This is a genomic window from Rhizobacter fulvus, assembly GCF_964020785.1.
Genome location: NZ_OZ224516.1, coordinates 786,967 through 799,989 on the forward strand (window position 1 = coordinate 786,967; position 13,023 = coordinate 799,989).

General features: G+C 70.6%; 9 protein-coding genes. 5 read left to right on the forward strand and 4 right to left on the reverse strand.

Annotation, left to right across the window (positions count from 1 at the left end; genetic code table 11):
• Position 1: 1 nt before the first annotated feature.
• Entirely contained in the window at positions 2–1,000 is a 999-nt protein-coding gene (locus ACWH49_RS03880) for an SDR family oxidoreductase (protein ID WP_448170262.1), read from the reverse strand.
• A 145-nt stretch (positions 1,001–1,145) separates the two neighbouring features.
• On the opposite strand from ACWH49_RS03880, the gene ACWH49_RS03885 reads away from it, so the two are divergent.
• Together ACWH49_RS03885 and ACWH49_RS03890 are read left to right on the forward strand one after the other, a co-directional pair.
• Positions 1,146–1,574, forward strand: coding sequence for a phage holin family protein (locus ACWH49_RS03885; protein WP_448170263.1), 429 nt, complete (start codon positions 1,146–1,148; stop codon positions 1,572–1,574).
• On the forward strand, positions 1,571–2,002 hold the full coding sequence (locus ACWH49_RS03890; protein WP_448170264.1) for a hypothetical protein: 432 nt from the start codon (positions 1,571–1,573) through the stop codon (positions 2,000–2,002). Before ACWH49_RS03885 ends, ACWH49_RS03890 begins: the two co-directional genes overlap by 4 nt.
• 93 nt (positions 2,003–2,095) lie before the next feature.
• On the opposite strand, the gene ACWH49_RS03895 is transcribed toward ACWH49_RS03890, so the two are convergent.
• The 3 genes from ACWH49_RS03895 to ACWH49_RS03905 form a co-directional block, all read right to left on the reverse strand.
• Positions 2,096–3,781 (reverse strand): response regulator, encoded by a 1,686-nt coding sequence (locus ACWH49_RS03895; RefSeq protein WP_448170265.1) that lies wholly within the window; start codon positions 3,779–3,781, stop codon positions 2,096–2,098.
• 69 nt (positions 3,782–3,850) lie between these two features.
• Positions 3,851–5,257: a sigma-54-dependent transcriptional regulator gene (locus tag ACWH49_RS03900; RefSeq protein ID WP_448170266.1), complete on the reverse strand. Its 1,407-nt coding sequence runs from the start codon at positions 5,255–5,257 to the stop codon at positions 3,851–3,853.
• Between the two features lie 170 nt (positions 5,258–5,427).
• A complete protein-coding gene (locus ACWH49_RS03905; protein WP_448170267.1) occupies positions 5,428–9,552 on the reverse strand; it encodes a CheR family methyltransferase in 4,125 nt (1,374 codons plus the stop codon).
• Positions 9,553–9,712: 160 nt separating this feature from the next.
• Between ACWH49_RS03905 and ACWH49_RS03910 the strand changes: the two genes are divergently transcribed.
• From ACWH49_RS03910 to ACWH49_RS03920, 3 genes are all read left to right on the forward strand, one after another.
• Entirely contained in the window at positions 9,713–10,474 is a 762-nt protein-coding gene (locus ACWH49_RS03910; RefSeq protein ID WP_448170268.1) for a sensor histidine kinase, read from the forward strand.
• 248 nt (positions 10,475–10,722) lie between these two features.
• Positions 10,723–12,219 carry a UDP-glucose dehydrogenase family protein gene (locus ACWH49_RS03915; RefSeq protein WP_448170269.1) on the forward strand — a complete coding sequence of 499 codons (1,497 nt, stop codon included), beginning with the start codon at positions 10,723–10,725 and terminating at the stop codon, positions 12,217–12,219.
• Positions 12,220–12,313: 94 nt separating this feature from the next.
• Complete coding sequence (locus tag ACWH49_RS03920) at positions 12,314–12,901, forward strand: HAD-IIIA family hydrolase (protein WP_448170270.1); 588 nt, start codon at positions 12,314–12,316, stop codon at positions 12,899–12,901.
• Positions 12,902–13,023: the final 122 nt, after the last annotated feature.

Sequence of the window (13,023 nt, forward strand, 5' to 3'; positions counted from 1 at the left end):
TTCAGGAGGCGCCGATCGAGCCCGTCACCGGCAGCACAATGCCGGTGATGTAGCCGGAGCACACCGGCGCCGCGAGGAACACATAGGCGGGCGACAGTTCCTCGGGTTGCGCAGGTCGCTTCATGTCCGTCTGGCTGCCGAATTCGGCGACCTTCTCGGCCGGGGCATCGGCCGGGTTCAGCGGCGTCCACACCGGCCCCGGCGCCACCGCGTTGACGCGGATTCCGCGCGGCAGCACGTTCTGCGCGAGCGCCTTCGTGAAGGCGTGGATCGCGCCCTTGGTGGTCGAGTAGTCCAGCAGGTGCGAGCTGCCTTCGAGACCGGTGACCGATCCGGTGTTGATGATGCTGCCACCGCGCTTCAGGTGGCGCAGCGCCGCCTTGGCCATGTGGAAGTAGCCGTAGACGTTGGTGCGCAAGGTCTGGTCGAAGCGCTCCTCGGTGAGGTCGTCCAGCGATTCGGCGTGCTCCTGGAACGCGGCGTTGTTGACCAGCACGTCGAGCTGGCCGAAGGCCTCGACCGTGCGGTCGACCGCGCGGGTGCAGTACGCCGGGTCCTTCACGTCGCCGGGCAGCAGCAGGCAGCGCGTGCCCTCGGCCTCGACACAGCGTTTCGTCTCCTCGGCGTCGACCTGCTCGTTCAGGTAGCCGATCGCCACGTCCGCCCCTTCGCGCGCGAACAGCACCGCGACCGCGCGGCCGATGCCGGAGTCGCCACCGGTGATCAGCGCGACCTTGCCCTTCAGCTTGCCACTGCCGACATAGTCGGGCGCCATGAAGCGCGGCGCGAGCTCGAGGTCGGCTTCATGCCCGGGCTTGCCCAGATGCTGCGCGGGCAAATCGGTCGGCTGGTCGCGCGCGCCGGCCTGCACCGGCTGCTTCATCTCCTCATCCCCCGACGACGACCGGGCATCGCGCTGGTCCTGCTCGCGCTGGATCGCGCGCTGCGTCTGCGCCGTCTGCGCGGTGGCCGGGTCGGTCGAGGTCGGGTCGTTCGCCATGGGCGCTCCTGGTTCGTTCGGGGTCATCCGGGCGTCGGGGCAGCCGGCGTTCCTGCGGATCGACGACGGTCGAATGCCGACTCGCGAAAAAGTTGCAGCAACGTCGCGTAACGGCCTCCGGGCATGCCGGTTGCCGGACGCTTGGATGCCTCCTGCGTCCAACAGCCCGTCGTTGATCGCCCTGTTGCGGTCTCTCATCCATCTGATCCCCGCGATCGTCAGCGACCGGGTCCACCTGCTCACCCTGGAACTGCGGCGCGCGATGCAGGCGCTGGTGGGCATCGTCGCGCTGATGCTGTGCGCGGTGGTGCTGCTGCTGACCACCTGGGTCGCGCTGTGGGCCGCGCTCGCCGCCGCGCTGATCGACGCGGGCTGGGGCATCGGATGGGTGGCGCTGCTGATCGTCGCGTTGAATGGCGTTGCCGCCGCCTTCGCGCTGCTGCGCGCGAGCCGACTTGCCGCGCTGCTCACGCTGCCGGCCACGGTTCGCCGCCTCACGTTGCCGCCGCCACCGGAGGCGGCCTTGCCGAAGGAAGCCGCACCGTCCGTCACGCCGGCAGGAGCCACACGATGAGCGACGACCTGGACACGCAGATCCGCCGCGCCGAGATGGCCGTCGTCGAGAGCGATCGGCGCCTGCTGCGGACTGCGCGGCAACTGGCGCCCGCGTCCCGCGGCGCCGCGCAGCGCGCGGCCTGGATCGGTGGCGGCAGCCTCGCGGTGATCGCATCGACCTGGCTGGTCGTGCGTGCGCTGTCGCGCCCTGCGCCGCCGCCCCGCTGGTGGTCCGCACGGAAGGCGGCGGGTTCGCCGCCCCCACCGCCCGCGAGTCCGCCTCCGGCGCGTGGCTGGCGCCGCGCCATGGAACTGGGCGGCGCGCTGATGGGCTCCGCGCTGCGCTCGGGCCTCGCACCGGCGGCGCCGAAAACCGCCGCCGCCGCGCCGCTCGCGCTCGCGACGGCGTGGCGCTGGTTCAGCCAGCGCCGCGCCACGCGCCGCTGACCCCGGGCCGACTGGGCGCAACTACTTCAAGCTCGACACCGCGTCGCGGCGGATGCAATGCCTGCAGACGCATTTGGGCGAGAAGCGGCCCGCCTAGATGTCGCGGTGGGTGACGCGGCGCAGCTCGCTGCGCATCACCGGCAGGCGCAGCGGCTTGCTCAGGAAGCCGTCCATGCCCGCCTCGCGGCAGCGCCGTTCGGTCTCCTCGTCGACCGCGGCCGTGGCCGCGACGATCGCGAACGGCGCCACCCGGCCGGCGCGCTGAAGTTCGCGCAGCCGGCGCGTCGCGTCGATGCCGCCGAGCACGGGCATGTTGACGTCCATCAGCACCACGTCGGGCGGCGAGGCCTTGCACTGCTCGATCGCGTCGAGCCCGTCCGAGGCGCAGACCACGTCATAGCCCAGCGCCTTGACCAGCCCGCTGGCGACCATGCGGTTCACGTCGTTGTCGTCGACCACCAGCACGCGGCTGCGCGGCTGCACGAGCGTCGACCAGGCGGATGTCGGCCCGGCGCGCTGGCCGCCGTCGACACGCAGCGCATGCTCGGTCAGGCGGCCGATGTCGCCGGGCGACAGCGGTTGCACACGCACGCTGAGGGGCGCGGGATCGGGGCCGGTGAGTGTCGGCGAGCCGGCGTTCACCAGGTACAGCGCGATCGCCTCGGCCGGCAGACGCCGCGCCAGCGCGGTGACCTGCGCGCGCGTCGCGCTTGCCTCGTGGACGACCAGCAGCGCTGGCGGCGTGCCCTGTTGCGGGCCATCGAGCACGGCTTCGGCCGCCGGCACCTGATCGAAGCGTCGCACGCGCCAGCCGCTGCGCTGCAGCCGGCGCTCGAGCATCTCGGCCGCCGGTCCGTCGGTATCGATCAGCCAGGCGCGTGCCCCGGAGGCGCAGGCCGCCGCCTCGACCGGCTGCTCGCCGCCGCGGCAGGTCCAGTCGAGCCGGAACAACGCGCCCTCGCCCGGTTCGGCCGAGAACTGCACGGTGCCGGTGGAACTCGGGCACGTGCCGCTGGCCGTCGTCAACAAGCCTGCCGCGCCGGGTCGCGGGCGCAGTTCCTGCGTCAGCGACAAGCGCTTCAGCACATGCTCGATGCGCGCCGCCGGCGCCAGTTCGCCGGTGCCGCCAGCCGTCATCTCCAGCACGGCGTCGCCATCTGCGGCGAGGCTCACGGCGGCGTTCAGCACCACGAAGCCGGGCCCGATCACGTCGGACAGACCGGCCAGCAGGCTGTACAGGCCCGAGCGCAAGGCCACCTCGTCGGATTCGACGAGCACCGGTTCGTCCGTGCAATCGAAGGAGACCGTCTGGTGCTTGCGGGCCATCAGCGGCAGCACGTCGCGCACGGCGCGCGTGAAGCATTCCTGCAGGTCGAAGCGGACCCGCGTCGGGCGGGCCGACTGGCCGTGCCAGTGCCGCGTCAGATCGGCCATCAACCGCTCGATGTCGATCGGCTTGGCGTACGCCGCATCGAAGGTGCCGTCGATCTCGGTCCACCTGTCGTTGACGCCCAGGTCGCCGGTCACCGCGATCAGGCGCGGCGAGACGCCCGCGCCTTCCTCGGCGCTCGCGGCGCGCACCTGGCGCGCCACCTGGATGCCGTTGAGTCGGGGCATGCGGATGTCGAGGATCGAGACGTGGGGCCGCTCGGCCAGCGCCATGTGCAAAGCCTGCTCGCCCTCGTAGGCGACGACGACGCGGCAACCGAATTCGAGGCGCAGCAATTCCGCCAGCGTGTCGGCCGCGAACGGGCTGTCGTCAGCGACCAGGATACGCATCTCCGAAACCGACCTGCCGTTCTCCGAATTCATCGTTGCCGTCCCTGACCGTTCCGGATGGCTGGGCTGCTATCCCAGTTCGCCGAAGCCGGAGTGGATGGCGCCGCCGTTGTCGCGCTCGCCCTGCACCGGCACGGTCGAGTACTCCTTGAGCCGGTTGTAGAGCGTCTTCAGGCTGACGCCGAGCGCCGCGGCCGTGCGTTCCTTGTGGCGACCGTAGTGCTCGAGCGTGGCCATCATCACCACCCGCTCGATTTCGGCAAGCGACGTGCCGATCTCGATCTGCAGCAACGAGGTGCCGACGACCGGCGCCGACGGCGTCTCCCGGCTCGGCAGGCATTCGTCGTGGATCGTGGTCTCGGGCGCCATCACGTAGGCGCGCTGGACGATGTTGCGCAGCTCGCGCACGTTGCCCGGCCAGCGGTAGGACCGCAGCCGCGCCAGCGCGTCCGGCGCAAAGCGCTTGGCCTGGCCCTCGCGGCGGCCGATCTCGTCCAGGAAGTGATCGGCGATCAGACCGATGTCCTCGCCGCGGTCGCGCAGCGGCGGCACGTGGATCGGAAATACGTTCAATCGATACAGCAAGTCTTCCCGCAGTCGGCCGTTCGCGACAGCCTGGTTCGGGTCGCGGTTCGACGCGGCGACGATCCGAACGTCGGCCTCCTGCGACTGCATCGAGCCGACGCGCATGAACGTGCCGGTCTCCAGCACGCGCAGCAGCTTGACCTGCAGGTCCAGCGGCATCTCGGTGATCTCGTCGAGGAACAGCGTGCCACCGTTGGCGCGCTCGAAGAAGCCGTGGTGCTGGCGCTCGGCGCCGGTGAAGCTGCCCTTCTCGTGGCCGAAGATCTCGCTCTCGATCAGGTGCGGCGAGATCGCGCCGCAGTTGACCGCGAGGAAGGGCTTGGCGCGCCGCCGGCTCAGGTCGTGCACGGTGCGCGCGACCAGTTCCTTGCCGGTGCCGCTCTCGCCGGTCACGAACACCGTGATCGCGGTGCCCGACACGCGCAGGATCTGCTCGTGGACCTTGCGCATCGGCGCGGAGCGTCCCCACAACAGGCCGAAATGGCCCGCCTTCTCGAGCGTCTCCAGCATCCCGGCGGCATCGGTGTGCAGCGTCGACGGGCGCCGCAGCCGCGACAGCACGCCACGCAGCTGCTTGATGTTGAGCGGTTTGGTCAGGTAGTCCGCCGCGCCCAGGCGCAGCGCCTGTACCGAGGTCTCGACGCTGGCGTGGCCGGTGATCAGCACCACCTCCGACCGACCGTGCGCCTTCACCTGGTCGACCAGTCCCAGGCCGTTGCCATCGGGCAGCATCAGGTCGAGCAGCACCACGTCGGGCGGCTGCAGGGACATTCTCCTGCGCGCCTCCTGCAGCGAACTGGCCGTCGCCACCGTGAACCCCTCCGCCGCAATGAGTGCAGCCATCATCTCGGCAGAATCATCGTCATCATCAACTACCAGTGCATGCGGCACCTGTTCGTCCTCCGTTCGAGCATCGGGCACCCGAACCCGAGAAATCTGACACATATTGAGGTGGAATGACGACGTCAATGTCTCAAACAGTGCGTTGCTCCACGGCGATTTTGGCTTGAAAAGGGGGGCCTGCCGATGTGCCCGCACCCCGTCGAAACGCCGGACAACGCCTACACGCCGCCGGGAATTTCCCGCGGCATCGCAACCGACAGGCGTCGCAGCGTGTCGTGCAACTGGGTGATCACGACCGGCTTGGTCAGGTGGGCGGTGAACCCGGCTTCCATCGCGCGCTGGATCTCCTGAGGCCGGCCGAAGCCCGTCAGCGCGATCGCCGGGAGCGCCCGGGTGCGCGGATCGCGGCGCACCTCGGTCACCAGCTCGTAGCCGTCCATGCCGGGCATGGCGACATCCGAAATCAACAGGTCGAACGAACCGGCCGCCAGCGCGGCCAGCGCCGCCCGCGCGTTGTTGACCGCATTGACTTCCGCGCCCTCGAGGCGAAGCAACGCGGCGAAGGATTCGAGCGCGTCGTCGGCATCGTCGACGATCAGCAGGCGCAGTCCCGCCAGAGGCGCATTCGGCGCGCCAGCGATCAGGTCGCCGCTGCCCGCACCCGCCATCGGCAACCACACACTGAACGTCGCGCCCTGCCCCGGGCCGGCGGACGCCGCGGCGACGCGCCCGCCCTGCTCCTCGGCCAGGTGCTTGACCAGCGCCAGTCCGATGCCCATGCCGCCGTGCTGGCGCGTCGTGCTGCGGTCGGCCTGGCGGAACATCTCGAACACCGCGTCGACGAAATCGGGCGGAATGCCCTGGCCGGTGTCGATCACGTCGAGCCGGCACTCGTCGCCGTCGGGCTGCAGGTGCAGTTCGATCCGCCCGCCGGTCGGCGTGAACTTGAGCGCGTTGCTGACCAGGTTCCAGACGATCTGCTCGACCCGCACCGCGTCGGCGTAGACGATCATATTCGGCTCGCCCGCCTCGACCGTGATCGTCAGCCCCTTGGCCGCCGCGTCCTCGGACACCGCGTCGGCCACGCGGTGCACCACCGCCGGCCAGAACAAGGGCGCCGCGTTGATCGTGAGCTTGCCGGTGCGCAGGCGCGACAGGTCGAGCAGGTCGTCGGTGATCTTGGCCTGGCTCAGCACGGCGCGACGGATCACGTCGGCCGCGTGGGTCACGGCCGGCAGGCCGCGCGCCTCGGGCAGCCGCGCGAGCAGCTCGGCGTTGACGTGGATCAGGTTCAGCGGGTGCTTCAGCTCGTGGGACATCACCGCGAGGAACTCGTCCTTCATCGCGATCGCGCGCTGCAGTTCGGCGCGCACTTCGGTCTCCTTTTCGAGCAGGGCACCGAGCTGGATCTCGGCCCGCTTGCTGTCGGTCAGGTCGCGCGCGATCTTCGCGTAGCCGACGAGCTGCCCGTCCTCGAACATCGGCGTCATGATGCCGCTGCAGAAGAACGAACTGCCGTCCCGGCGCATGTGCCAGCGCTCGTCGCTCGCGCGCCCTTCCTCGCGGGCAATGTCGCGTTCGCGTTTCGGCGCGCCATCGGACCGGTCGTGTGGCGTGAAGATCAGGTCGATCGGCTGGCCGACGATGTCGGCCTCGGTGAAGCCGAACATGCGGCGCGCCCCGCCGTTCCACGAAGTCACCGTGCCCTGCGGGTCGAGCGTGATGATCGCGAAATCCTTGGTGCTTTCGACGAGCAACCGCAAGTTCGCCTCGCCAGCCCGAACTTTCGCCTCCGCGCGCCGCGTGGCGCTGATGTCGATGAATGTCAGCACGGCGCCGCCGATCATGTCCTGGCGCGTGCGGTACGGGAGCACCCGCGCAAGGAAGGTGGCACCGTCGGCGCCCCGCACCTCGCGCTCGGTGACGCGCAGGGATTCGAACGCGTCGATCGCGTCCTTCTCGAGATCCGGGTAGTGGAGGGTGTGCGTGATGCACAGCAGCGAGCGCCCGAGGTCGCCGTTCAGCAGGTTGAAGAGCTGCGCGGCCCGCGGCGTGTAGCGCTTGATGCGCATCGCGCGGTCGACGAAGATCGTCGCGATGTCGGTCGAGCTGACCAGGTTGAGCAGGTCGTCGTTGACCTGCGTGGCCTCGTCGACCTTGGCCTCGAGCTCGTGGTTGACGGTGATCAGCTCCTCGTTCAGCGACTGCAGTTCCTCCTTGCTCGTCTCCAGCTCCTCGGTGATCGAGCGCAGCTCCTCGTTCATCGACTGCAGCTCTTCATTCGAGGCGTGCAGTTCCTCGTGGGAGGTGGCCGATTCGCCGAGGCTGCCGTGCAACTCCTCGCGGGTGCGCTTGAGCTCCTCCTCGAGCATCACGACGGTCGGGTCGTGGCGGCGGCGGCCGTTCGTCCTGGCAAGCACGTGCTGCACCGCGTCGAACGCCACCAGCATGTAACGCGTGCCGTCCTGCTCGACCGGCCGCACCACCATCGTGACCCAGACCGGTTCGTCGGCGAGTTGCAGTTGCACGGGCCGCGCCTCCACGCTCTTGCCCTCCTTGGCGGCCGTGAACAGCGCGGTGCGCAGCTCACTGGCCAGTTCAGGGCGCACCAGCTCCAGCAGGCCTGGGGACGGTGTGCCCGTCGCGAAGTGCAGGTAGGCCTCGCTTTGCAGCGTGGAGTGCATCAGGTTGTACGACGCGTCGGTGAGGACGCTGGCCGGCGCATAGGCCAGGCGGATCTGATCGTGCACCTCGGCCGGCACCCCGAAGCGACCTTGCGCATGCGCGAGCCGCGGCGTCGCCAGCTTGGGCCGCATGTTCAACGGCAGCACCGGCATCGCGCTGCGGCGCATGCGCGGAACGTCGTCTGCGCTGTAGATGCGGTGCCGCTTGTCGACGAGCGTGAACAGGCCCTGGGCCGCGTCGGCCGACTCCGCGCTGCCAAGGAACAGCAGCCCGCCCGGCCGCAAGGAAAAGTGCAGCACCTGCATCACCTGCTGCTGGACCTCGCGATCGAGGTAGATCAGCAGGTTGCGGCAGCACACCAGGTCGAGGTTGGAAAACGGCGGATCGCTCAGCAGGTTGTGGGTCGCGAACAGGATCTTCTCGCGCAGGTCCTTGCGCACGCGGTAATGCGATTGATCGCGCTGGAAGAAATCGCGCAGACGGGCCAGCGGCACATCGGTGGCGATCGCGCCCGGGTACACGCCGGTTCGCGCCAGCGCGATCGCGTGCTCGTCGATGTCGGACGCGAAGACGTGGACCCCGACCGGCCGGCTTTGCCTTGCGGCCAGTTCGGACAACACGATCGCGACCGAATACGCCTCCTCGCCGGTCGCGCAGCCGGCGACCCAGGCCCGCACGCGACGCCCTTCCGCGGCGGCCTTCTCGAGCCGCGGCGCCAGCACACCTGCCAGGGCTTCGAACGCCGCCGGGTCGCGGAAGAAGTTGGTGACACCGATCAGCAGGTCCTTCAGCAGCGCCGCGGTCTCGTCGACATGACGCTGAAGGTATCGGCTGTATTCCGGCAGCGTCGGGATTTGCGTGACCTGCAGCCGCCGCTCGATGCGGCGCAGCACGGTGGCGGGCTTGTAGTGCTTGAAGTCGTGGCCGGTGCGGTCGCGCAGCAGGCCCAAGATCTCGCGCAGCGCCTGCGCTGCGGCGGCGACCGCGGCCGGGCTCTCGGCCGGCTCGACCGGCAGGTCGTCGACGGCGGGCAGCTGGATGTGGCGCGCGTTCGACCACAGCTTCACCAGCCTCTCGCCCATCTCCGACGCCGAGATGACGATGTCGACCGCGCCCTCGGCGATCGCGCTCAGCGGCATCGAGTCGAATTCCGCTTCGGCCGGCGTCTGCGCCAGCGTGACGCCGCCACGCTCCTTGATCCGTCGCAGGCCCATCGCGCCGTCGCTGCCCATGCCGCTCATCACGATGCCGATGGCGCGTTCGCGGTGCACGTCGCCGAGCGCACGCAGGAACTTGTCGATCGCGGTGTTGACCGGACGGCCCGCCGCCACCGGTGCGACCGCCAGCGTGCCGTCGGCCAGCTGGAATTCCAGGCGCGGCGAAATGACGTAGACGCGGTCCGCCTCGAGCGGCACCGACTCGGTCACCTGCAGCACCGGCACACGGGCATTGCGCGCGAGGATCGACGCGAGGTGGCTCTCGTGGTCCCTCGACAGGTGGACCACGACGACGAACGCCATGCCGGACTCGGCCGGCACTCCGTCGAACAGGCGCGTCAGCGCGCCCAACGCGCCGGCGGAGGCGCCGATGCCGACGACCGGGAAGTCGACCGGCACCGGGGCGGGCGCGTCGTCGTGCGTCGTCGTCGAGGGATTCATCGGAGGTAATTTCTGGTCGTGGAAGCACGGGCACTCCGCGTTCCCGCCGACCCGCCCCGGCGTTGCGCCGACGACAGTGCCGACCCGACTTTACAGCGGCGGCGTTCCGGTCATTCACCCCGACCGACGCACGACCCTGCTTCTTCGCTAGGCTATCGTGATGACACCAAACCCTGCGCCGGACGAAGCGGAGCCGCCGGCGACATGCGGACGAATCGCGCCTCGTGAACTCGAGACTGCCCGCCGCGCCGGCGTCCAACTGTTGTCGATGCTGGGCCACGAATTGCGCAATCCACTGAACGCGCTGGTCACGTCGGCCGAGGTGCTGCGCAGTGCGCCGCCGGGCAGCGCTGTCGCCGAGAGCGCGCGAGCGGTCATCGCACGCCAGACGCGCAAGCTGTCGGACATGGTGGACCGCGTGCTGGAAATCGGCCACGTGATGACGGACGACGTCGCGCTGTCGATCGAGCCCACCGAGTTGCGGGCCGCGCTTCAGGCCGCCATGTCGGCCGCGACGCCGCAGGCCGACGCGAGCGGCCATGCGCTGGCGCTGGACGCACCCGCCCCGATCCGCGTGAACGCCGATCCCGTGCGCGTCGTCCAGGTGATGTCGCAGTTGCTGGGGAACGCGCTGCGTCACACGCCGGCCGGCACCGCCGTCGTCGTGAGCCTGCGGCGCGATGACGGCGACGCGGTGATCAGCGTGCGCGACACCGGCCCCGGCATCGACGCGGCCGTGCTGCCGCACGTGTTCGATCCGTTCGCGCCGAGCCGGCGCGTGGTCGACCGGACGGGTGGCGGCCTCGGCGTCGGGCTGGCGCTGGCGCGGCGCCTGGTCGAACTGCAGGACGGTTCGATCACGGTCGCCAGCTCGCCCGGCCGCACCGTGTTCGAGTGGCGAATGCCGGCGCTCGACCCCTGAGCCCAGAACGTCGTTGCCGCGCCCGACGGCAAGCTGAGCCGAGGCAATGTGCGTGGCCTACCGGCGCCAGAGCCGACGCACGATCGCGATCCCGGGCGGGTGCCGGGTCGGGAACGCCATGTGCCCCCTTCACCCCGCGACGCGGCGCCCCTGCAGGGCGCGTGCGTCCTGGCACCGGTAATTACTGCGGCAATGATGGGTGGGCATGGGGCTCGCCCGTCCGGTCCGCCCCAGCCGAAGCGAAGCCCATGAAACTGATCGCCAACGAATCCCGCCCGCCGCAGCCCGACCCCGGTCCGCAGCCGCGCCGCGCGCTGCGGATCGCGGTGATCGGCAGCGGCTGCGTCGGCCTCGTCACGGCCGCATGCCTCGCCCGCTGCGGCCACTCGGTCGTCGCGATCGATTCGGACGAGGGCAAGATCGCACGCCTGGCCGACGGGCACGTCGAGGTGTACGAGGCCGGCCTCGCGGAACTGATGCGCGCGCAACTGGGGGCGCGGCGGCTGTGCTTCACGACCGGGATTCGGGCCGCGTTGCGGGGCGTCGACCTGGTGTTCGTCGCCGTCGACACGCCAGCGCACGGCGACGGCTCGACCGACCTGGGCGCGATCGACGCGGTGATGCGCGACATCGCCGCGGTCGTGCGCGCCCCCTCGGTGGTGGTGATCAAGTCGACAGTACCGATCGGCACCGCGCAGGCCCTCCAGCGGCAGCTCGACGATACAGGCACCGGCGACGGCGACGCGCCGCGCCTTCTCGCCAACCCGGAATTCCTGCGGGAAGGAACGGCCGTGGCGGACTTCCTGCAACCCGAACGCATCCTGATTGGCGACGACGGCAGCGACGACGCCGCGCGGCGCCTGTTGCTCGCAGCCTATGCGCCGCTGGTCGACGCCGGCGTCCCGGTGCTGGCGATGGACACGCGCAGCGCCGAGCTGACGAAGCACGCGGCGAATGCGGCGCTGGCGATGCGGATCAGCTTCGTGAACGAGATCGCGACGATCGCGGGCGCCACCGGCGCGGACATCGAGAAGGTCTGCGACGGCATCGGCAGCGACCGGCGCATTGGCCGCTCGTTCCTGCGCGCGGGCCTGGGCTACGGCGGCTCGTGCTTCCCCAAGGACGTGGCGGCGCTGCGCGAGACCGCCCGTCGCCACAACGTGCGCTCCGACATGCTGCAGGCCACCGAGCGCATCAACGACCGACAGCGCTGCTGGGCCTTCAACGAACTGCAGCGCGACATGGGCTCGCGCGGGCGGCTGCGCGGCCTGCGCGTCGCGATCTGGGGGCTGGCGTTCAAGCCCGGGACCGACGACGTGCACTGTGCGCCGAGCCTGGCGCTGGCGGACCGGCTGGTTCGCGCCGGCGTCCGGCTGGCGCTCTACGACCCGGTGGCGATGGCGAACGCGCGCGCCGCGCTGGCGCATGATCGCCACACCCGATGGGCCGAGTCCGCCGGCGACGCCCTGACCGGCGCCGACGCACTGGTGCTCGCGACGGAATGGGACGAGTTCGTCGCATTCGATCCCGACGCGGTCGCGGCGGCGCTGCGGCTGCGCACGGTCTACGACGGACGCAACGCGCTGGACGCGGCCCGCTGGACCGAGGCGGGGCTGCGGGTCGTGCAGGTCGGGCGGCCGATCCTGCCGCCGTCCGCACGCAGCCTGCGGCTGAACCTGCCCGCCGACCAACGCGCGCGGCGCGCGACACTGCGCACCGCCGGGCCGCTCGACATCGCCGCATGACGCAGCAATGTCAGCCATCGATCGATGGAGGGATGCCGTGAACGTTCCCGAGCCTAGGATCGTGGCGAGCGGGCCTGCACCGCAGCGCGCTGCGATGAAGTCGGCCTTGTTCGTCGGCCTGGAAGGCTCGTTGGTGGACGAGCCCCGGTTCGGCTCCGCGATCGGTCCGATCCCCTATATGCGCGGTGCACGCGAGGCGCTTTCGACGTTGGCGCGCGCCGGCTTCCACATCGTCGTCGTCGCCAACCAGAGCGGCCTGGCGCTGGGCCGGTTCAGCCGCTGGGAGTTCTCCCGCCGCGAAGCGAAGCTGCAGCAGGAGATGCAGCAAGCCGGGGTCGAACTCGGACCGCTCGTGATCTGCCCGCATGCCCCGGGGCCCGACGGGCGTCCGGCCTGCCTGTGCCGCCTGCCCGCGCCGGGCCTGCTGGTGCGCGCCGCCCGTTCGCGCGGGCTGGACATGGCGAGCTCGTGGATCGTCGGCAGCGCCCGCGACGAGGTCGAGGCTGGATGGCGCGCGGGGTGCCGCTCGGTGCTGCTGCGGGCCCGCACGTGCAGCGCTCCGCGGGCCGCGCCACCGATGGCGCCCGTGTCGGCGCGCAACGCGGATCTGCGCTGCACCGACTGGACCACGGTCGTGCACGACCTGCTGGCCGAGCCGGCCCGGGTACAGGCATTGCCCTGACCGTCGAAGCGGCACGTGCCGCGCCGCTCCCCCAACCCAACCGAGGAATCGACATGCCCAGCACCAGCACATCCACCAGCCGCTCGACCGCCAGCGCAGCGAAGAAGACCGCAGCCGCCAAA